At 63.3% G+C, this 21091-nt stretch carries 13 protein-coding genes; 7 read left to right on the top strand and 6 right to left on the bottom strand.

Annotated features, from left to right (window positions below; genetic code table 11):
- The first annotated feature begins 638 nt into the window (after positions 1 to 638).
- The 3 genes from ACODSP_RS11320 to ACODSP_RS11310 all read left to right on the top strand — a co-directional run bounded on the left by ACODSP_RS11320 (position 639) and on the right by ACODSP_RS11310 (position 4936).
- Positions 639 to 1883 carry an SGNH/GDSL hydrolase family protein gene (locus ACODSP_RS11320; protein WP_488965700.1) on the top strand — a complete coding sequence of 415 codons (1245 nt, stop codon included), beginning with the start codon at positions 639 to 641 and terminating at the stop codon, positions 1881 to 1883.
- 132 nt (positions 1884 to 2015) lie between these two features.
- Positions 2016 to 4355: a TonB-dependent receptor gene (locus ACODSP_RS11315; protein ID WP_488965699.1), complete on the top strand. Its 2340-nt coding sequence runs from the start codon at positions 2016 to 2018 to the stop codon at positions 4353 to 4355.
- Positions 4356 to 4435: 80 nt separating this feature from the next.
- Complete coding sequence (locus tag ACODSP_RS11310) at positions 4436 to 4936, top strand: DUF3237 family protein (RefSeq protein WP_488965698.1); 501 nt, start codon at positions 4436 to 4438, stop codon at positions 4934 to 4936.
- A gap of 12 nt (positions 4937 to 4948) precedes the next feature.
- Here the strand turns inward: ACODSP_RS11310 and ACODSP_RS11305 are convergent, their stop codons facing one another.
- Positions 4949 to 5962 (bottom strand): LacI family DNA-binding transcriptional regulator, encoded by a 1014-nt coding sequence (locus ACODSP_RS11305; protein WP_488965697.1) that lies wholly within the window; start codon positions 5960 to 5962, stop codon positions 4949 to 4951.
- 81 nt (positions 5963 to 6043) lie between these two features.
- Between ACODSP_RS11305 and ACODSP_RS11300 the strand changes: the two genes are divergently transcribed.
- The 4 genes from ACODSP_RS11300 to ACODSP_RS11285 all read left to right on the top strand — a co-directional run bounded on the left by ACODSP_RS11300 (position 6044) and on the right by ACODSP_RS11285 (position 12473).
- On the top strand, positions 6044 to 7213 hold the full coding sequence (locus ACODSP_RS11300) for a cytochrome P450 (protein WP_488965696.1): 1170 nt from the start codon (positions 6044 to 6046) through the stop codon (positions 7211 to 7213).
- A 105-nt stretch (positions 7214 to 7318) separates the two neighbouring features.
- Entirely contained in the window at positions 7319 to 8518 is a 1200-nt protein-coding gene (locus tag ACODSP_RS11295; RefSeq protein ID WP_488965695.1) for an MFS transporter, read from the top strand.
- 137 nt (positions 8519 to 8655) lie between these two features.
- A complete protein-coding gene (locus ACODSP_RS11290; RefSeq protein WP_488965694.1) occupies positions 8656 to 11544 on the top strand; it encodes a TonB-dependent receptor plug domain-containing protein in 2889 nt (962 codons plus the stop codon).
- Positions 11545 to 11558: 14 nt separating this feature from the next.
- Complete coding sequence (locus ACODSP_RS11285) at positions 11559 to 12473, top strand: alpha/beta hydrolase family protein (protein ID WP_488965693.1); 915 nt, start codon at positions 11559 to 11561, stop codon at positions 12471 to 12473.
- A 131-nt stretch (positions 12474 to 12604) separates the two neighbouring features.
- Here ACODSP_RS11285 and ACODSP_RS11280 read toward each other — a convergent pair whose 3' ends face one another.
- The 5 genes from ACODSP_RS11280 to ACODSP_RS11260 are packed head-to-tail and all read right to left on the bottom strand — an operon-like array spanning position 12605 to position 20953.
- Positions 12605 to 13687 carry an amidohydrolase family protein gene (locus ACODSP_RS11280; RefSeq protein ID WP_488965692.1) on the bottom strand — a complete coding sequence of 361 codons (1083 nt, stop codon included), beginning with the start codon at positions 13685 to 13687 and terminating at the stop codon, positions 12605 to 12607.
- 15 nt (positions 13688 to 13702) lie between these two features.
- A complete protein-coding gene (locus ACODSP_RS11275; protein WP_488965691.1) occupies positions 13703 to 15145 on the bottom strand; it encodes an NAD-dependent succinate-semialdehyde dehydrogenase in 1443 nt (480 codons plus the stop codon).
- 48 nt (positions 15146 to 15193) lie between these two features.
- Entirely contained in the window at positions 15194 to 16654 is a 1461-nt protein-coding gene (locus ACODSP_RS11270) for a carotenoid oxygenase family protein (protein ID WP_488965690.1), read from the bottom strand.
- Between the two features lie 37 nt (positions 16655 to 16691).
- Positions 16692 to 18020 (bottom strand): spinster family MFS transporter, encoded by a 1329-nt coding sequence (locus tag ACODSP_RS11265; protein ID WP_488965689.1) that lies wholly within the window; start codon positions 18018 to 18020, stop codon positions 16692 to 16694.
- Between the two features lie 59 nt (positions 18021 to 18079).
- A complete protein-coding gene (locus tag ACODSP_RS11260) occupies positions 18080 to 20953 on the bottom strand; it encodes a TonB-dependent receptor domain-containing protein (RefSeq protein ID WP_488965688.1) in 2874 nt (957 codons plus the stop codon).
- Between the last annotated feature and the right edge of the window lie 138 nt (positions 20954 to 21091).

Here is a 21091-nt window from a genome sequence, read left to right as displayed (position 1 = left end):
TTGTGAGCTAAAAACGCCCGTCTGCTTGATCGCAGGGACGGGAATTGCGGTGGAAACCTCATGAACCTGCGGGCAGGTAACGGCGTACCACCGTCCACATCGACGGCCAGAGCAGCCCTTTCCCCTGTCCGCAGCGGAAAATCCGCAGCGAACCGAACCGGGGTTCAGAACACCTTGTTCCAGGCTTCAAACAGAGCTGGGCCATGAGCGGCCAAGGTTACCTACCCTACGACAAGATGCTGACTTTGTTACGATATTGACCCATGACCGCCCCCTGAATCAGCGATCCTGTTCTTGTTCATGATTGTTGTTGTTTCCAACCATATTCACATCCTGCAACCGATTGCAAATGTATTTTGGGGGCGGGCGAGCTTTTCAGTTTTTAGCAATCTGGAGTGAGCTGGACATTCGCTGAGGAAGGGTGGCCCCATCCGGCAGTCTTCTTCCAAAAATGCATTTGCAATCGTTTGTAATGCGTGATTATGATCATGCCCAAGAACGAAACTGGGTAGTTTGGGAGTGCCCGGCACAGGGGCCCCACCAGCAAAGCGGCAGAGCCTATCCGATCCATGCACGGCATGGATGCACGGAATCCAAGGAAGCCAATGAGAGCTTCCAGCTTCAGGGAGTGAAAGAGCATGAAGTCTCGTATTCTCAAACGATGGCTGGCCGCGTCCGCGCTTGCGCTGCTGCCGGCCATGGCCGCCATGGCGGCACCCGATGGAAACTGGGTGCAGAGCTGGGCGTCCAGCCCCTCCCTGGCGGTTGAGAAGCTGCCCTTTGATTTCTGGCGACCGCCTGCGGAAATCCAGGGTACGGTTCGCTACAAGATGCGGGTCAGCGCGGAAGGGGACGCCGTGCGCGTCCGCCTGTCTGCCGAGACGCTGGGCCGGGATGTGCGGATCGGCGCCGCCACAATCGCGCTGGCCGATGGATCCGGGCGGATCGACACGGCGTCGATGAAGCCGCTGGCCTTTGACGGGGCCGCATCGGTCCGCATGCCGGCGGGCACACCGCTGTTGAGCGACCCCGTAACCGTGCCGGTCAAGGCCGGGGCCATCCTTTACGTCACCTTGTATCTGCCCGATGGCGTGGCCGTGCCGCAGGCCGATCCCCTGCATGTCGCAGAGGTGCTGACCGGTGCCGACCGGACGGGCGCCGGCACGCTGAACGGTGCGCAGGTGGTGACAGGGCGGGAAATCGTGTCGGCGATCCTTGTCCGGTCGGCAAAGGATGCGCGCACCATCGTCACCTTCGGAGATTCCATCACCGATGGGGCCGGTGCCCAGGACCCGATGATGCGGGGATGGCCCGATCAGTTCGCCACGATTTTGCGCCAGCGCGGCCTGACACAGGTGGCTGTCGCCAATGCCGGTATCGGCGGCAACCGCGTGCTGCGCAACGAGGTGGGAGAGGCGGCCTTGGCGCGGTTCGACCGGGACGCCTTGTCGGTACCGGGCGTCACGGATGTCGTGCTGTTGGAAGGGATCAACGATCTGGGGCTTAGCGGATTGCCCAACCCGCGCGGCCCCGGCGCCCATCCGGAGGTCACGGCAGCCGATCTTATCGCCGGGTACCGGCAACTGATTGCGCGGGCCAAGGTGCGGGGCGTGAAGATTCATGGCGCCACCCTGACGCCGTTCCTGGGCTCGACATTTCCCGGCTATGCCACGCCCGTGAAGGAGGTGGTGCGGCAGGAACTGAACCGCTGGATACGCGAAAGCGGGGAGTTTGACAGCGTCATCGATTTCGATGCCGCGCTGCGCGATCCAGCCAATCCGCAAACGATCAAATCCGCTTTCGACAGCGGCGACAAACTGCACCCGTCCGACGCGGGCTACCGCGCCATGGCCGAAGCTGCCGCCGCCATCCTGTTGAAATAGCTCACCACGCAAGCACCCCGTCAGTATCAACCCGCCCCCCCCTGGTGCGGGAACGGGGGCTTCTGGCCTTGATTTCACCGAGCGCAGAACAACGGGCCCACAGGCCATAAACAATGAAAAGGGGAAGGGAACATGAAACGATCATGGAATGCCGCCAGGGCCGCCTTGCTGCTGTCCACCAGCGCCCTACTGGTGGCACCCGCGGCGATGGCAGCCGAAGCCGGTGACGATGTGCTGGCCGAAATCATCGTGACGGCCCAGAAGGTCAAGGAAACCCTGGCCAAGGCGCCCATCGCCATTTCGGTCCTGGGTGCCGATGCGCTGGACCGGCAGAACATCACCGCCGCCGATGACCTGATCACCACGGTGCCCAACCTGCAGTTCAGCCAGAACGGCTTTTCCATGCGTGGCATCGGCAGCAATAACGGCTTCAGTGGCTATTCCACGGTTGCGACGCAGATCGACGGCATTTACGCCCCCTTCCCCACCACCCTGACGCTGGGCATGTTCGATATCGCCGCCATCGAGGTGCTGCGCGGTCCGCAGGGCACCGTCCATGGCCGCAACGCGACCGCCGGCGTGGTCAATATCAACACGGTCGATCCGGGACGCGACATGGCCGTCGCGGGTGACGTGCAATATGGCACGCATCAGGACCTGCAGGTCCGGCTGAACGCCGATCTGCCCGTCAATGATGATCTGGCCATCCGCGTTTCCGGCTTTCGCCGCGTCAATGACGGGCGCTATGCCAGGCTGGCGGCACCGGAACGGTTCGACAAGACGGACCAGACGGCGCTGCGCCTCACATCGCTGTGGAACCTCAGCGATACCGTCACCTGGCGCCTGTCGCTGAACTATGGCGAGGATGAGGGGACGACCCCCTTCCTGTTCCTGTCCAGCTATAACTACTACCCCAATGCCAACCTGCGGACAGGCAGCTTTGGCCCCGTGGAGATCATCAAGACCCACGAGCCCAATCCCGGCATCTGGAACGTCAAGGAGAACCGCAAGGATATTCAGGACTACGCCGCCCGCACACGCCTGACCTGGGAAATGTCGGACGCCGTCACGGCCACCTATATCGGCGGTTTCTCCGTCCTGAAGAATGACGGCCTGGAAGCCAGCACCGGCGTCTTCTCCATGGAGTATCTGGACCTCCGCCAGGAATCCAGCTCGCACGAGATCGACATCAACTATGAGAGCGATAAGCTCTCGCTGGTCGGTGGCGCCTATTATTATTGGGATGACAAGCCGTCGGGACAGCGCCTGCTGCACGCGGGCAATACGGCACCTGCCCCGTTCGGCAGCGTCTTCAACGCCTTTGGCCCCCTGTTCGCGGGCACCGGCAAGCAGATCTCCACCATCAACGCCGTCGATGTCGTGAACACCTACAGCGACTGGGGCAGTGAATCGATGGCCATCTTCGCCCAGGGGACATTGCGGTTGACCGACCGGTTCCGGCTGCTTGCGGGCATCCGCTCCACCTGGGACACGGTCCATGGTGGGCAGGAGGAACTGGTCTGCTTCGGTGGCACCGTCACACGCCAGAACATCAATAACGCCACCTGCCCCGCCGGCGGCCTCGGCTATTCCGACGACCGCAACCGCGCGTCGGAAGAGTTCAGCAAGATCAGCTGGAAGGCCGGCCTGGACTATGACATCACCGAGGAGGTGATGGGCTATGCCACGGTCAGCAGCGGCTATCGCGCCGGTGGCCTGCAAGCCAGCACCAACCCCGCCCCCTATACGGGCTACAAGCCGGAAACGGTGACAAACTACGAGGCGGGGCTGCGAGGCAACCTGCTGGACCGCAAGCTGTTTGTGTCGGCCACCCTGTTCAACATGGATTACAAGGACCTGCAGGTCTCCAGCATCATCGGTACGGCCAGCGGGCCGACAGCCGTCACCACCAATGCCGCCAAGGCCAAGATCAAGGGGGTGGAACTGGAGACGCTGTTCCGACCGACCCGCAATGACCGGCTGTCGGCCTATGTTTCCTTCCTGGATGGCAATTACACTTCCTTCGCCAACGCGTCGGACAACATGAACAGCGCCGACGTCATGTACAATATCTTCGCTCCGATCCTGGGATATGCCACGATCCCCAGCGCCGTGGCGGATTTCTCTGGCAACCGGCTGGCCAATGCCCCGCGGTGGAGCGCGCGGGTGGGCTATGAACATATTTTCGATCTGGCCGGCGGCAGCACCCTGACCCCCGCCATCGATTTCTATGTGCAGTCCAAGACCTATGCCGACAGCGCCAACTATATCCAGGGCATCAGCGACGGCTATACCAAGACGGATGTCAATCTGCGCTGGGACAGCCCGGATCAGCGCTTCTACATCAACGCCTTCGTGAACAATCTGGAGGATGAGCGCGTGGCCAGCTCCGTCGGCGTTGTCTGGAGTTCGACCACCGCCACCTATAATCCCGGTCGCACGATGGGCGTGCGGGTCGGGGCCAGCTTCTGATCTCTCCCTTGGCCCCGCCATCCGGACAACCGGCATGGCGGGGCTTCTTTTTCCACGACACGATGAAGATAGGGACGAATATGCACCATGATCGCCGTTCCCTGCTGGCCGCCCTACCGGCCCTGGCCGTTGCGGGTGTGGCACAGGCGGAAACAAGGCCCGGGCCAGCCGACCTGCCGAAGACCGAATTTGTCTATGAGTCACTGGTGACACTGGGGCCGGTTCAGGAGGTTGGCGATAGCCCGTATGGCCGGCGTGTCCGCATCCCCATCACGGGCGGCACCTTTGCCGGGCCGCGCATCCGGGGAACCATCCTGCCATCGGGCGAGGATTGGCAGTTGCAGCGTCCGGACGGGTTCACGGTAGTGGAGGCCAGCTACTGGTTGCAGACAGACGATGGGGCCATCATCCACATCGTCAACAAGGGCGTGGCCGGCAAGGATTATGCCCACACGACCCCCTGGTTCGAGGCCCCGAACGGCCCCCACCAATGGCTGAACGAAGCCATCTTCACAGGCACCCTGGCCCCCGCTCCGGGACGGACCGACGCCGTCATCATCCGGGTTTTCAAGATCGTGTAGGCGCCATTCGGATCAGGCGCTGGCCCCGACGACGATTTCGAAACCGACATCGACCCGCACGGCATCGTCCGGCTTGCGGGCCGCACCCGTTGCGCGGCGGCGCAGGATCGCCACCGCCTCCCGACCGATCCGGGCGCCATCAATCCTGACCGTGGTCAAGGCCGGCTGCATCTCCGCCGCGAAGGGCAGGTTTCCAAAGCCGATGACAGCCAGATCGTCGGGCACCCGAAGCCCCGCCGCCTCTGCCTGCGCGATCAGCCCGTGGGCCAGCCAGTCAGAGCTGCAAATGACCACGTCCGGCATCGGAGTGGCGGCACGGAGCTGTGCAAAGGCTGTGCGGCCCATGCCGAAACGTGTCGGGCTGGGCAGCACGGTTTCCCCCGGCGCTGTCCCCGTTTGCGCCAGCCAGTCGGCAACAAAGCCGTTGCGCCGGGCCGTGGCACGGGGGCTGTCGGCTGTCAGCAGGAAGGGGCGGCGGTATCCACGCTGCCGCACGAACCTGGCCACGGCCTCACCGACCTCCGTGTGGGAGAAGCCCACCGCCGCGTCGATGGAACGGTCCGGCAGGTTCCAGGTTTCGATCACCGTTGCGTCGTCCCGTTCAAGCCGGGCCCGCAATCGCGGATCGGCCACGCTGCCCGTCAGGATGATGCCATCGGCACGCCGGGCCAGCGCCGCCTCAATCAGGGCCGGCGCGCGGGCATCGTCCGCACCCGTCAGGCCCAGCATGACGACATAACCATCATCGGACAGGGCGTCGGACATCGCCTCGATGGTGAGATTGTAAATCGAATGGGTAATGTCCGGCACCAGCAAGGCGACAAGCCGGCTGCGGCGCGATGCCAGCCCACCGGCCAGCAGGTTCGGAATATAGCCGGTACGGTCAATCGCCTGCCGGATACGCTCCGCCGTTGCCTCCGCCACCACATCGGGCGCGTTGATATACCGTGAGACGGTGGCGGTGGAGACACCGGCAAGCCGGGCCACATCATCAAGCCGCGCGATCTTTTTTTCATTCATGCTCATGCGATGACCCTAGCGTCCGCGAAAGTCTCCGGCTATTCTTTGTAAGCGCTTGCATTGCTGTTAAATCAAGGGGACAGTTCTGTGCCTTCCGATTTCGACCCCCTCCTGCCGGAGGATTTCGACAGTCCGCACGCGGACTATCGCCGGCTCCGTGAACAATGCCCTGTCGCGCATAGCGACGCCTGGGGTGGTTTCTGGGCGCTGATGAAACATGCTGATGTCGCGGCGGCGGCGGCGGATAGCGCGACCTTCATCACCTCCAAGCAGAATGTGGTGCCCAAAGTGGCGTTCACGGGACGCCGCCCGCCCCTGCACCTGGACCCGCCGGAACACACGCCCTATCGCCGCGCCCTGGCGCCACTGCTCACCGAACGGCGCCTCCAGAAGCTGGAGCCGATGATCCGCCGCATCTGCGGGGAATTGCTGGACCCGATGATCGCCAAAGGGCATGGCGACATCTGTGCGGAGTTTTCGTCCCGGATGCCGGTTCTGGTCTTTGCGAACTGGATGAACCTTCCCCCCGATCAGGTGGACGAGTTGGCCGACCTGGGCCGCCGCTACAATGTCGCGGTCCAGTCCGCCGACATGGACGAGACCAAGGAAACAAGCCTGCTGCTCTATGATATGGCATGCGCCATCGTCGCCGACCGCAAGGCCAATCCCCAGGACCCGACAGAGGATGCAACCAGCGCCCTTCTGGCCGTTCGGGTGGATGGGGAGCCCTTGCCGGAAGAGATGATTGTGGGCTGCATCCGGCAGGTTCTTGTCGTCGGCATCATCGCGCCGACGGTGATGGTCGGTTCCATGGCGGTGCATCTGTCGCGCCACCCCGATCTGCAATCTTATCTGCGGGCCAACCGGGACAAGGTGCCGGCAGCGACCGATGAGTTCCTGCGTCTTTATACGCCTTATCGCGGCTTTGCCCGGACCGCCACCCAGGACGTGACGATCCGGGGACGGACCATCCCCGCCGGGGAGCCGATTGCCCTGGTCTATGCCTCGGCCAACCGCGACGCCGACGTGTTTGCGGAGCCGGAGACATTCCGGCTGGACCGACCGAACATGAAGGAATCGCTGGCATTCGGGCGTGGCACGCACAGCTGCGTCGGGGCCGCCCTGGGCCGGCTGGAACTGTCCATCGCCCTGGATGAGCTGCTGGCCCGGACAAAGGGTTTCAGCGTGGATGGCCCCATCGTACCCACGCGCTTTCCCGAGATCGGGGCCTTGAAGGTGCCGCTGCGTTTTGAGTGACCCTTCATTCGGGTGATGACCGGAGCGGGCCATCGGGTAAGTTATGCAGCATATCATAAAAACAATAATCGAAGGCCGGGTTCACCGGTTCTGGGAGGAGAAACGATGGCCTATCTTGGCGAATTCCGCCTGAACTGGCGCCCGGTCACCGCCGCTGCCTTCGGCCTTGGTGCCGGGATCAGCCTGACCAGCTTTGTGGCCAGCCTGTTTGTTCCGGCCCTGGGACAGGAGTTCGGGTGGACCGGCGCCCAGTTCGCCCTGACCAGCCTTGGCCTTGTGCTGGCCATGGTCGGGGTGCTGATCGCGGGGCGGCTGGCCGACACTTTCGGCGCACGGCGGGTGGCGACGGCAGGGGTCATCTTGCTCCCCCTATGCTATGCCGCGTTCAGCCGGATGGGCGGCAACATCCTGGAATATTACGCAATATTCGGGGTTGTGATGTTCGTCGGCGCCACGACGTCGGCCACCGTGTATACCCGCGTGGTGGTAGCGCGTTTTTCCGCCGCGCGCGGTCTGGCGCTGGCCATCGCCGCATCGGGTGCCCCGGTTGTCGGGGCCGTGCTGTCGCCGATCCTGACACGCATCATCGCCGACCATGGCTGGCGCAGCGGATACCTGGCCCTGGCCGCCGTCACCGCCCTGCTGGGTCTGCTGGCGCTTACCCTGCTGCCTGCGGAAGGAGCCGGCAATGCAACCAGCCGTGCCGCCCGCACGGGAACGGCCAAGGCGTACGGTCTGGTCCTGCGGTCACCCGCCGCCTGGGCAATTCTGGGCGGCATGTTCCTATGCAACCTGCCGTCCATTGTCACGGGCTATCAGTTCAAGCCCATGCTGGTCAGCCTCGGCATCGGCTCCGCCGAGGCGGCATGGTTGATCTCGCTCTACGCCATCGGTGTGATTGCGGGACGGTTCGCCTGCGGGCTGGCCCTTGACCGGTTCCCTACACATATCGTGGCCGCCCTTGGCATGGGGTTGCCGGGTCTGGGCTTTGCGCTGATCGCGTTGCAGCCCGATGGCCTCTGGCCCTTCATCCTGGCCGTGGGGCTAATGGGCCTTGCCCAAGGCGCGGAACAGGATATCGGGGCCTATCTGGCGGCCGGCTGGTTCCCCCGCGATGTGTACAGCACGGTCTTCGGCCTGATCACCGCCAGCATCGTGGCGGCGGGTGCCGCCGGCGGGCCGATCCTGTCGCTTCTGTTGGGCCTGTCGCCCAGTTTCGTGCCCTTCCTCATTGGAAGTGCGGTCAGCGTACTGATGGGCGGCACATTGTTCCTGCTGCTTTCAAAGCGACCGTCAACCGTCTGATCCAGGGTCGTTCAGGTGCCTTCAGACCATGGCAATTTGAAAATGAAAGCGCTTGCATGACCTGACAACTATGGTATGTCTTATAACAAAATAAGCCCGTGTGACGCAGTATCCGGGCCAATCCCAGGGAGGTGACGATGCGTAAGCCAACAACCAAGGGTGAAGTGCGTCTGCTTGCCGGAAGTGCGATCGGCCTGGCCGTGATCGCGATGGCCGGGGCGCCCGCCATGGCGCAGGAAGTGGTCAAGACCCCTGCCCGTCAGCAGCAGCCCGCCACCAAGGCAGATCAGGCGGCGGCCAGTACCCCCATCGAAAGCGCCCAGGAAATCGAAGAAGTCGTCGTCATCGGCACCAGCATCCGTGGGATTGCCGCCGTCGGCGCCTCCACCGTCACTGTCTCGCGTGAAGACCTGGCCGCAACCGGCCGCAACTCACCCGTCGATGTCGTGCGCGAACTGCCACAGCTTCAGGGCCTGGGCTTTGATGATGCGCCGCGGGTGGGCCAGAATGCCGGGGGCAATATCCAGCGTGGCCGTTCGGTGAATATCCGTGGCCTGGGCAGCAACGCCACCTTGCTGCTGATCGATGGTAACCGCGTCGCCCCGTCCGGCAACGTCTTCTCCTTCACCGAAGCCGATCAGTTGCCCGTCGCCGCCATTGAGCGGATCGACGTCATGACCGACGGCGCCTCCGCCATCTATGGTTCCGATGCGGTGGCGGGCGTCATCAACTATGTGACGCGCAAGAACTTCAAAGGTGTCGAGGTCACGGGCCGCCATACCTTCACCGATGGTTATGAGCAATCGGGCGGCAGCATCATCGGCGGCCATGCCTGGGACAGCGGCAACATCGTGGTCGCCTTCGACCATGATGTGCGGGGCATGATGATGCAGGGGGAAAGCCCCTATCTGCGCCAGGATCTGCGTCCGCTGGGCGGACCGGATACCCGCATCCGCACCAATAATGCCACCGCCGGCACACCGGGCAACATCGTGGTTCCCCGCAGCACCAACAATCCCACCCTTCCGACAGCGGGCCGCTTCGACTATTACGGCATTCCCGTCGGGTCCAGCGGTACGGGCATTACGGCGGGCCAGCTTCTGCTGAACCAGCCCAACCTGGCCGATCAGGCGGATTACACGTCCTACCTGCCAAAGACCGTGAAGGACCAGGTCTCCATGACGGCCCGGCAGGAGATAACGCCTTGGCTGACAGCCAATGTACTGGCCTTCTACAACAAGCGCGACAGCACGCTGTACAGCTATCCGCAATCCGGCGTGCGCACCCTGCCCGCCACCAGCCCCTACTATGTTCAAGGCGTACCGGGCGTGGCACCGGGCGCGCGGCAGACGGTGGTCTTCTCGCTTTACAAGGATATCGGGGTTGGTGAGACCAGCATTACCGACGAGCAGACCCAGTTCAGCGGCAATCTGCGCGCCGACCTGACCCATGACTGGGCCGCCCAGTTCATCGCCAACTATTCGCGCAACAAGAACTGCGCCAACTGTATTGATGCGCTGAACAACAATGTCAGCGCCACGGCGCTGCAGCGCGCATTGGACAATGGCACCTACAATCCGTTCAGTTCCGCCCCTGCATCGCAGGATGTGCTGCGCACCATCCTGCCATCCGCATTCGACCGCAATAAATCGACATTGCAGGAATATACGCTGCGGTTCGACGGCCCCTTGTTCGAGTTGCCGGCCGGCACCGTGAAGGCCGCCGTTGGCGCCAGCTACCTGGAACTGACCCAGTGGCGCAGCGCCATCGGTGTTCAGGCATCCTCCGACGTGCCCCTGGCTGATGCCGACCGCAATATCCGCGCCGCCTATGCCGAGATCTACCTGCCGCTGGTCGGGGCGGAGGCCGGCGTTCCGCTTATGCAGAGCCTGGATTTCAACGTGGCCGTCCGGACGGAACGCTATTCCGATGTCGGCACCACCACCAACCCGAAATTCGGCGTCAATTGGGGTGTCGCGGACGGGGTCAAGCTGCGTGGTGTCTGGGGCCGGTCGTTCCGCGCGCCCAATCTGATCGAAAGCAATCCTGAAGTATTCAGCCGTGTCAGGCTGGAAACCATCGCGAATGCCGCACGCGACAGCACCCTTCCGCCCGGAAACACGGCCGCAGGCACCAGCAATGTCGTCAATGTCACTGGCAGCAACAACAACCTGACGCCGGAGAAGGCCACCAGCTATTCCCTCGGCTTCGATTACGAGCCGGAATGGCTGCGCGGCCTGCGGGCGTCGGCAACCTACTACAACGTCAAATATTCCAATCAGATCATCGGCTTGCAAGGATTCGGCGCGACCTTCCTGGCCAGCCCGACCAACCGCGCCCTGTTCGCACCCTATATCACGGTGGCGCCGCAGCCATCGACCTGCGTCAATGGCAATCCCGCCACTTACAATTCCGCCTATCTTGTCGCGCTCAGCCGGCCCTCGGTGGCTACCATCGATCAGAGCAATTTCTGCTCCGCCCAGGCGATCACCGACACGCGCAATGCCAATGCGGCAGCGGTGAAGCAGGACGGGATTGATATCACGCTGAACTACCGGTTCGAGACGGGCGAAAGCAACTGGATGCTCAGCCTGAGCGGCACCAAGATCCTGAACAATGACCTGCAGCTGACCAGGACCGGCAGCTATACCAACGCCCTGGACGTGATGAACCAACCGATCAGCGAGCGCGGGCGGGCGGGCATTAGCTGGAATATGGGTCCGTATACGGTGGCCCCGGCCCTCAATTATGTCGGTTCCTATACCAACAACATTCCCATTACGGTGAACGGCGTCACCCTGCCGGTCGAGAAGGTGCCCGCCTGGGTCACGTTTGACCTGATGATGGGTTACGAGTTCTCGGAACTTGGCGGCTGGGGGGATGGTCTGCGCGCCTCCTTCAATGTCCGCAATCTGATGGACCGCAATCCGCCCATCGTCCTGTCAGCCAACGGCAATGGCTTTGATCCGCAGGGCGCCAATGTCTTTGGCCGGATCGTGAGCTTCCAGCTCAGCAAATCCTTCTAACGGGGGTACCGATCATGACAAAGCGTATGTCCCTTACCGCAGCTTTCTTCGCATTGTCGCTGCCGCTGACAGCCATGGCGCAGACGGCGCCGATGCCGGCAGCGCCCCCCAATCCCGCAGCGGTGATGGAGGCGGATGCCGGCCTGCCAGCACACACATTGTACCGCCCCGCAAACCTGTCGGCGGTGAAAGGCAAGTTGCCCATCATCGCCTGGGGCAATGGCGGCTGTGCCGATATCGGCAACGCCTTCAAGACATTCCTGAGCGAGCTTGCGGCACAGGGCTATCTGGTGCTGGCGGGCGGTCCCATCAATCAGGCGCTGGAATCCGGTGCCAGCATGCGGGACCTTCCGCGCACGCAGAATAATACCGATCAGATGTTCCGTTCCATCGACTGGGCGATTGCCGAGAATGACCGGAAAGGCAGCCCCTATTTCGGTCGTCTCGATACGAAGAAGATCGCCGTGATGGGACAGAGCTGCGGCGGGCTTCAGGCCATCGCGGCGGGTGGGGACAAACGGGTGTCAACCGTGGTCGTCCTGAACAGCGGTATTATCCGGGGGGGTATTCCCAACCCTGATGGCACAATCCGGCAGCCATCCGGCGTCGTGCCCGCCACCGGACCCGACCTGCTCAAGCTCCACACCCCGGTGCTTTACCTGATCGGTGGCCCGAAGGATCAGGCCTATAAAAGTGCGGAGACCGATTTCGACGCCATTCAAGGCCTGCCCATTTTCAATGGCAACCTGGATGTCGGGCATGGCGGCACCTGGCGAGAGGCAGGCGGCGGCGCGATGGGTTCAGCCGTCATCGACTGGCTGAACTGGCATCTGAAAAATATCGACAAGGCCAGCGCCACCTTTACCGGCACCGACTGCAGGCTCTGCAAAGATTCAAAATGGACGGTGAGGAAAAAGAACATGCCATGAGGCGGCAGGGTCGCACACCTACAGCCTGTCAGGTGTTTCCATGAGCGCCTGACAGGCTGTAGGCCCTTCGGATGGAGTTACGTTCCACGCGCCGTACGCTGCGCCGGAACGCCCTTGGCGGCGAGAGAATGTCAGGGAGTTACCGTCGCCGGCGACGGGTTGATCTTGAAAAGCCTTTCCGCATTGGTCTGGAAGAATTTCCGCTTCACCTCCAGCGGCATGTCCATCGCGTCCATGGCTATCACCTCTTCCACCGGGCACTGATAGGGATAGTCCATGGCATAGAGGACGCGGTCATCGCCCATTACCTTCTGCGTGAACTTGATCGCGTCTTCCCAGGCCATGCCGGAATTGGTGATGTGGAAATGTTCACGCAGATAGGTGGACACCTTGCCCTTCTTCAGCGGCTTCATGCTTTCATAGCGGCCCGTGCGCACGCCGGCCCCATGCATGAAATCCAGACGATAGAGCCAGAAGGGCAGGGCCTCACCCATATGGCCGATCACGATCTGAAGCTTGGGGAACCGGTCCAGGGCGCCTGACGTGATCATGCGCAGCGCATGCATGCCCGTCTCCACACCAAAGCCGAAGATCGCCCCGTCCAAGCCGGCCTCCAGCAGCGGGCCGATCATGGATGCGGGTGGCGTATTGGGGTGGATATAGAGGGGGACATCCATCGCCTCAATGGCTTCCAGAACCTCACTGAACTTGGGATTGTCCAGATACTCGCCCAGGATGTGGCTGTTGATCAGCACGCCGGACAGGCCCAGCTTGCCGATGGCGCGCTCGATTTCCCGCGCCGCCGCCTTGGGGTTCTGCGGGGCGCAGGCAGCCATGCCGCTGAAGCGGGTGGGGTATTTGGCGATGGCTTCGGCCAGCCGGTCATTCGCGGTTTCCGCCACCATGGTGGCGCGGTCGGCATTGCGGATGACATTGGTGCCGGGTGCTGTCAGGCCCAGAATCTGGCGGTCGATGCCGCGTTCATCCATATGCGCGATGCGCTGTTCGCCCAGATCCATCAGGGCGTTGGCCACGAAGCGTGGCCGTTCCGCCGGGTGGTCCAGGTAATAGCCGATCAGGCTGAGGAAGCCGGGATCGACATCCGGTGCCGCCAGTTCCTCACGGAAAGCCGCGATCAGTTCGGGCGTGGTGAAGGCTTCCTCGGTCGCGATGCGCAGATAGCCCTGGGCGCCGCCGGTCTTGGGCATGGTCATGATCGACCCCTGTCTTCAATGCTGATGGATGGTCTTGGTGACAAGGCAGGCGGCCAGGCCTTCCGGCCCGTCTTCCGAACCGTGGCCGCTTTCCTTCACCCCGCCAAAGGGCGCGTCGGACGCGGCCAGCGCGGTGGTGTTGATACCCACCATGCCCGCCTCGATGGCATCGCCGATCAGGTTGGCGCGGCGCGCATTCTCCGTAAACGCGAAGGAGGCCAGGCCATAGGGCAGTCGGTTCGCCTGTTCCACCGCCTCGTCCAGCGTGGCGAAAGGCGTTGCGACGACCACGGGGCCGAACGGCTCCTCATTCATGATGCGGGCAGTGACCGGCACATCGGACAGGACCGTCGGCTGCCAGAAGAAGCCCTTGCCGTCGATGGCCTCCCCACCCGTCCGGATGCGGGCGCCATTGCCGACGGCATCCTTGATCAGGTCGGCAATGGCGGCGGGGCGGCGGGCATTGGCCATCGGCCCCATATTGGTGTCGGGGGCCAGACCGTCGCCAACCTTCATCTTCGCCATGCGCTGCGCATAGGCTTCCACGAACCGGTCATAGATGCCCTCCTGGACATAAAACCGGGTGGGAGAGACGCAGACCTGACCGGCATTGCGGACCTTGCTGTTGGCCAGCATCTCCACCGTCCGGTCGAAATCACAATCATCAAAGATGATCACGGGCGCGTGCCCACCCAGTTCCAGGGTCGTGACCTTCATCGTGTCGGCACACAGCCGCATCAGATGTTTGCCGACCACCGTCGATCCCGTGAAGCTCAGCTTGCGGATGATCGGGCTGGCCAGCAAATGGCGCGACACCTCATCCGGGACGCCGAAGACTAGCTGCACGATATCGGACGGGCAGCCGGCATCGATCAGCGCCTGGACCACGGCCATGGCCGAGGCCGGGGCCTCCTCCGCCGGTTTCAGAATCACCGAACAGCCGGCGGCGATGGGGGCGCCCAGCTTGCGGCCCGGATTATGGACGGGGAAGTTCCAGGGGGCGAAGGCCGCCACCGGTCCCACCGGTACCTTCATCACCAGCGAGCGCTGGCCAGCCGGGCGGACAAGCACCCGGCCATAAACCCGGCGCGCCTCCTCCGCATAGAAATCGAACAGACCGGCGCAGGCGATGGTCTCGATCCGCGTCTCGGCCAGGGTCTTGCCTTCCTCCCGCGTGGCATTGCGGGCGATGACTTCGACCCGTTCGCGCAGCAGCCGGGCGGCATCACGCAGCACGCGCGCCCGTTCATCGACGGATGTCTTGCTCCAGCTGCGAAAGCCGCGGTCGGCGGCGGCCAGCGCCCGGTCAAGATCGGCGGCACCGGCCAGCGGCAATTCGCCCAGCGTCTCACCATTGGCCGGGTTGATGACGGCATGGGTGCGGTCGGCCCGCATGATCCACTCGCCGTCGATATACATGCCGAGTTTGGGATAGTCGGCGGAAGTCTGGTCAACCAAAATTGATCCTTTCGGTCGCGCAAACCTTTCGGTCGCGCAAAGGGGAGATCAGGCGGCGCTGGCCTGGGCCGGTACCCAGTTGCCATGCAGTCCCTGACGGATACGGAAAGGCAGGCCGATGGTCGCAATGGGGCCGGCTGCCAGATTGAGGGCGTTGAACATCAGCAGCCGGGAGGCGTGCTCCACCAGCCGGTTCTCGATCACCACGATGTAGCCGTCGCCCTCAGCGTTGGAGCCGGGGCGCGGGATGAAGGCCGGTTCCTGGAAGGAGGACGTGGAACCGATCCACCAGGTATCGGTCTCCCCCGTTTCCAGGTCGATGCGACCCAGCGTGTTCATCATCAGGCCCGACGCGCTGCGCCCGCCCGGCAGGTCCACGGGCTTGGTCATGTCCTGGACCAGCTGCCAGCCATAGCGGTTCTTCTGACCGGCGAAACGGTCGTCGATGCGGGGAAACTCGCCGACCAGATTGGCCAGCGGCGCCATATGGATGTCGTCGCTGTTGGCACTCATGTCGACGGTCCAGCGCGTCATGGTCGCGGCGGCTTCATGCGGCTGGAACGGCGCCCCTTCGGTATCGGGGAAGAAAGGGAACATGTTGCCCTTCGCCATCGGCACATCGAAATGCACCTTGCTGCCATCCTCATGCGCATTCATGACGTGACTGGCAAAGCAGGTGGGGGCGGAGAACCAGCGGATATCCGCCGCCTTGCCATTGCGCGGCAGCACGCCCAGATGCACGGGCCGCCCCCGGTCAAAGCCGAAATGCGGCAGGCCGGCCTTCAGTCGTTCCCAGGAACCGACAATGGGCACGACATGGAAGACGACGTAATTCTCGGTGAACCCGAAGTCGTGCATCATGCAGTAATAGGGGATCTCGAACCAAACCTCGTTCGTGATCTTCCCCTCCGGACTGATCGTGTAATAGACCATGTCGCGGGTACACAGGCCCTTGGCGGCATAGCCGAAGCTCAGCATCTCACCCGTGCGCGGGTCGATCTTGGGATGGGCGGAGAAGGTCTGTGAAATCATGGCCCCGCCGAAATCATAGGTCGGGTCCAGTGTCTCCAGCGTTTCCGGGTCCATGATCACGGGCGGGCTGTCCTCCTTCAGGGCGAACAGCTTGCCGGCATGAACGACGACATTGGTGTTGGCGGTGCCGCGCACCTCCCCCTGTACGCTGTCATCATCGGTCAGGGGGTTGCGGTAGGCGCCGAACAGGGCGCGGCCTGCCTCACGTTCCCGCGTGAACTTGTCGGTACGGACCCAGCGCTGCTGCAGGGCGACATTGCCGTCCTTGAAGCGGAACCGCGTCACCATGCCATCGCCGTTGAACCAGATATCGTCGCCGGCCAGCGGCGGGAATTGCGGGTCCGGCGCCACGCGGTAGAAGCTGCCATCCAGGTCGGCGGGAACGGCGCCATCCAGCACGGGCAGATGGCCGACCTCCGCCTCCACACCAGACGGGGCGAAGAAACCGGTGAAGTTGGGGGTGTTTGGAAACTTCATGATGTGCCCCTTGCATGCAGAATGTCAGGACGGATGGTCATGGGCGATCCTCCGCCGCGATGGCGCGGGCGGCCAGCCCGTAATGCAGGGCAGCCCAGGCATAGAGGCCGACACTGGCCAAAAGCGCGCTGCGCACCCCGATGGCCGAGGCGGCGGCCGCGTCGGTGAGCCCCGAGGCGCCGGCAAACAGATCGCTGAGCAGGCCCAGCAAGGGCGGACCGAAACCCACGCCCACCATGGTGGAGACGAAGAAATAGACGAAGGCCGCCGTGGTCCGCTGCTGCGGCGCCACCATGTTCTGGAAGGCGACCAGCGTCGGCACCGAATGAAAGAACAGGAATACCCCGGCGATGGTGATCAGGGTCACCGCCGCGACATGATTGTCCAGCCCATAACCGGCCAGATAGAGCGGCACGCTGATGGCGATGCCCAGGCAGGGCAGCAGCGCGTACCAGCGCTTGCCACGCCTTGCGATGAAATCGATGCCGAAGCCACCCAGGCTCATGCCCGCCGTCGATGCCGTGGTGCTGAGGATCGCGACATAGAAGGCCGTGGTGGTCAGCGGCAATTCATGAACGCGCATGAAAAAGGGTGCGGTAAAGGCCCCGCCCGCGAACAAGGCCATGCTGGCCAGCGCCAGACCGGCCAGCATGTGGCGGAAGGCCGGGCGGCGGAACATCTGCGCAAACACTTCACGCGTCCGGGGCGGTGTGGCGGCGAATGCGGCGACATTGCCCCCGGCCAGCCGGTCGCTATGCCCGCGCGGCGGATCGCGTAGCAGCAGGCGGAACAGTATCGCCACCACCAGGCCCGGTGCGCAGACCAGCATCAGGGCCACGCGCCAGCCATAATCCCGCGCCAGCCAGGCCGCCACGACGGAACCCAGCAAGGCCCCCACCGGGGCACCCAGCCGCATCACGGTCAAGGCGAAACCCCTGCGATGCGGCGGGAAATGGTCGCCGATCAGGGACGTGCAAGGTGCCTGCACCCCCGCCTCCCCAATGCCGACGCCGATGCGGCACAAGAACAGCGTCCAGATATTGGTCGCCATGCCGCACAGCAGGCTCATCACCGAAAAGACGGCGACGGACACGGAAATGATGGTGACGCGGTCGCGCCGTTCGGCCAGTCGCGCAATGGGGAGGCCCAGCGTGGAATAAAGAATGGCGAAAGCCAGGCCGCCCAGCAACCCGAACTGGAAATCGGTCAGCCCCAGATCCTTCTTGATCGGTTCCGCCAATGTCTGAACGATGACCCGATCGACATAAGCAAAGGCCGATACCAGCAGGATCAACACCAGCAGGGTCGCGCGATAGCCGCGTCCGAACAGCGGATCATCGGTCGCCTTCTGTACCGCAGAGGTCATATCGGCTCCACTTTCTTAACCGGAAGTGAGGGGAGGTCTGGCGACCTCCCCTGGCTGGATCAGAAGGAGAAGCGGAAGCCGGCCTTGAAGGTACGCCCGATGCTGTCATAGAGGACGGGGTTGGTCACACCGAAGCTGGACGGCAGGTCGTTGGGCGGATCGCGGTCGAACAGGTTGTTCACGATGCCGAACAGCTGCACCTTGGTGTCGTTGAAGGTCAGGTCATACTGGGCATTCAGGTTGAACAGCCAGTAATCGCCGACATAATTGTCGCTGATGCTGTTGGCCGCCGTCGCGCTGTAACCCGACTGGTGCGGGCCGATCAGTGTGGCGTTGTAGACACCGCGCGAGATATAGCGTGAGGTCAGGGTGCCGCTGAAATCACCCTGGGCGTAGGTGGCGCTCAGCGTGCCGGTGAAGGTCGGCAGGCCCGACGGCTGCGACGTGGGCGACCCGTTCATGCCGGCCCGGTTGACCGAGGCGCCGGTGGCATCGATGGTGATCAGATCGAACAGATAGGTGCCGAGCGCGCGCAGGGTCAGGTCCCCCTCCCCCAGCGCGATCTTGTAACGGGCCTCGACATCCACGCCACGCGTCTTCAGCGTGTTCAGGTTCAGGTTGGCGTTGTTGACACTGGTGATGGTGCCCGCCGCATTGCGGGTGATCAGGGCGCAAAGATCGGTCGCGCCGGCATTGCAGCGGTTGATGATGATCTGCCCGCCCAGGGTGGTGATGGCACCATCCAGGCTGATGTCGAAATAATCAGCGGAGAATTGCAGATCATCAATGGGGGTGACGACAGCACCGCCCGTCCAGGTCTTGGCGATTTCCGGGCGCAGCTTGGTATTGCCGCTCAACACGACGGAGGTCAGGGCGCTGCCGCCGGTGCGCGGGTCGGTCAGGAACTGGAAACTGGTGCTGGCCGGGGCGTTCAGTTCGAAGAAGTTGGGCGCCCGGATGTCACGCGACCGGGTGCCGCGCACCCGCAGGAAATCCGTGGGTTCCCAGGACAGGCCGGCCTTCCAGCTCCAGACCGAACCGCTGGTCGAATAGTCGGTCAGGCGGACGCCGCCATTGACCGACAGGCTTTCGGCAAACGGCACCGATTTCAGCAGCGGCACGCCCAGTTCGGCATAGCCTTCCTTGACCTTGATATTCGGGCCAGAGATGGCCTGGCCGGAGCTGGTGATGAAGCGCAGGGCCGATGAAATCTGGTCGGCACTGCCGGCCACGCTTTCCACACGGTATTCCGCGCCCGTCGCGAAAGAGACCGGGCCAGCGGGCAGTTCCGCAACGGTGCCGGAGACGTTCGCCGACGCCACCTGCTGGATCAGGTGCGTCTTCTGCCAGGCCGTGCCATAGGCATAGGCAACAGCCTCTGGCGAGAAGCGGTTCTGCCCGAACAGGTTCAGCGGCTTGCACCCCGCCACCAGCGGGTTGGTCGGCGTGGTCAGGGTCGAACGGCAGACGATATTGCCGTTGGCGACACCATTCTGGAACAGGCCCTGATCGACCGCATCCACCGCGCGGGCGAAATTGTCGGTGATCTGGGTGTTGCGGGTTTCCTGTTCGTAATTGGTGCGGCCATACTGGTAATAGGCATCCCACTGCCAGCCATCGCTGAAATCACCACGGGCGCCGGAGACAAGGCGATAGGTCTCGCGCTCCACCTCCGCCACCGGCGGGCCAATATCATTAGACACGCGACCGAAGGAGAAGCTGGTCTGGTTGGCCGTCACCAGCTGCGCGCGCAGGGCCGCCGGCAGATAGGCATTGTCACGCTGGATGGTGATGTTGCCGGTATTGCGGGCCGACGCGCCGATGGTTTCCGCGTTGGCGCGGCCATAGGAGGCCTCCATGAACAGTTCGACACTGTCCGTGGCCTGATACTTGGCATGCATCATGCCGGAATAGCGCTCGACCGGCGCCACCAGCGGGAAGTTATTGTAGAAGCCGTTGACAGGATCGGCACTGCCGCCCGACTGGAACAGGCCGCCATTGGAGAAGGCGGGGCCGGTGGCGTAATAGGTGCCGTAATCATGGTTGAAATAGCTGCCGTCGGGCCGGAACTCAATCCCGCGCAGCGCGCCCGTGGTGATCAGGCCGTTGAAGGACGATGTTGCCGTGCGGGCATTGGGCAGCAGGATCTGACGCGCCAGACCGTTGGTCTGCGGCGTGGGGTTGGAAATGGTATTGTAGCTTTCGGCACACCAGGACCGGCTGTAACAGTCACCCATGCCCTTGTTGTTGGAATATTCGCCGCCGATCACGACATGGCCGCGACCATCGGCAAAGTCGGTGCCGCCGGCCAGGGTGGCATAGACTTCACGATTGTCATCTTCCTGCGACAGACCATACTGCACGCTGCCGCGCACGCCTTGCAGGCTGGTATTCAGGATGACGTTGACGACACCGGCCACCGCGTCAGAGCCATAAGCAGCAGAGGCGCCGCCGGTGACCACTTCGCTGCGTTCGATCAGGACGGTCGGGATCAGGTTCAGGTCGACGGAACCCGACGGGGAATTGCCGCTGCCTGCGATGGTGCTGGCGACAAAGCGGCGGCCATTGACCAGGACCAGCGTGCGCTGCGCGCCCAGGCCGCGCAGGTCGGCCAGATTGGCGCCGGCATTGCTGGAGAAGATGCCGACGGTGGCCGGCGTGGATTGCGGACGGAAGGAAGGCAGGGTGTTCAGCATGTCGGCGACATTGGAAACGCCCTGGCGCTGCAACTCCACCTCGCCCACCACCGTCACCGGCGTCGGGGCCGCAAAACCGGTCACGGGCAGGCGCGTGCCGGTCACAATGATCTCTTCCAGAGAGTCCAGCGTCTGCGGCGCGCCGGCGGCGTCCTGTGCGGTGGCGGGGTTGGCCAGGGCGGCAAGGACGGCCAGGATGCTGGCGCCGGTCAGCCGGTGCGCCGTTGAATGCCTCATGTGGATTTCCTCCCCCTGCGCTGCGCCGGATAGACACGGGACACGGCGGCGCGAGCGCTTGTTGATTTATCAATGAGATTATTGATAGCTCAATGATGTGCGCCTTGGCAAGTGGTTGATCGGGTAAATTGCTCACAC

The sequence above is a fragment of the Niveispirillum sp. FG156 genome (assembly GCF_057809555.1).
Note: the sequence above shows the minus strand (reverse complement) of the source record. Positions and strands in the feature narration are given on the sequence as shown.

Excerpts from the sequence above, each read along its gene's own strand:
- ACODSP_RS11320 (WP_488965700.1), top strand. The coding sequence starts at position 639 with ATGAAGTCTCGTATTCTCAAACGATGGCTGGCCGCGTCCGCGCTTGCG.
- ACODSP_RS11315 (WP_488965699.1), top strand. The coding sequence starts at position 2,016 with ATGAAACGATCATGGAATGCCGCCAGGGCCGCCTTGCTGCTGTCCACC.
- ACODSP_RS11310 (WP_488965698.1), top strand. The coding sequence starts at position 4,436 with ATGCACCATGATCGCCGTTCCCTGCTGGCCGCCCTACCGGCCCTGGCC.
- ACODSP_RS11305 (WP_488965697.1), bottom strand. The coding sequence starts at position 5,962 with ATGAGCATGAATGAAAAAAAGATCGCGCGGCTTGATGATGTGGCCCGG.
- ACODSP_RS11295 (WP_488965695.1), top strand. The coding sequence starts at position 7,319 with ATGGCCTATCTTGGCGAATTCCGCCTGAACTGGCGCCCGGTCACCGCC.
- ACODSP_RS11290 (WP_488965694.1), top strand. The coding sequence starts at position 8,656 with ATGCGTAAGCCAACAACCAAGGGTGAAGTGCGTCTGCTTGCCGGAAGT.
- ACODSP_RS11285 (WP_488965693.1), top strand. The coding sequence starts at position 11,559 with ATGACAAAGCGTATGTCCCTTACCGCAGCTTTCTTCGCATTGTCGCTG.
- ACODSP_RS11280 (WP_488965692.1), bottom strand. The coding sequence starts at position 13,687 with ATGACCATGCCCAAGACCGGCGGCGCCCAGGGCTATCTGCGCATCGCG.
- ACODSP_RS11270 (WP_488965690.1), bottom strand. The coding sequence starts at position 16,654 with ATGAAGTTTCCAAACACCCCCAACTTCACCGGTTTCTTCGCCCCGTCT.
- ACODSP_RS11265 (WP_488965689.1), bottom strand. The coding sequence starts at position 18,020 with ATGACCTCTGCGGTACAGAAGGCGACCGATGATCCGCTGTTCGGACGC.
- ACODSP_RS11260 (WP_488965688.1), bottom strand. The coding sequence starts at position 20,953 with ATGAGGCATTCAACGGCGCACCGGCTGACCGGCGCCAGCATCCTGGCC.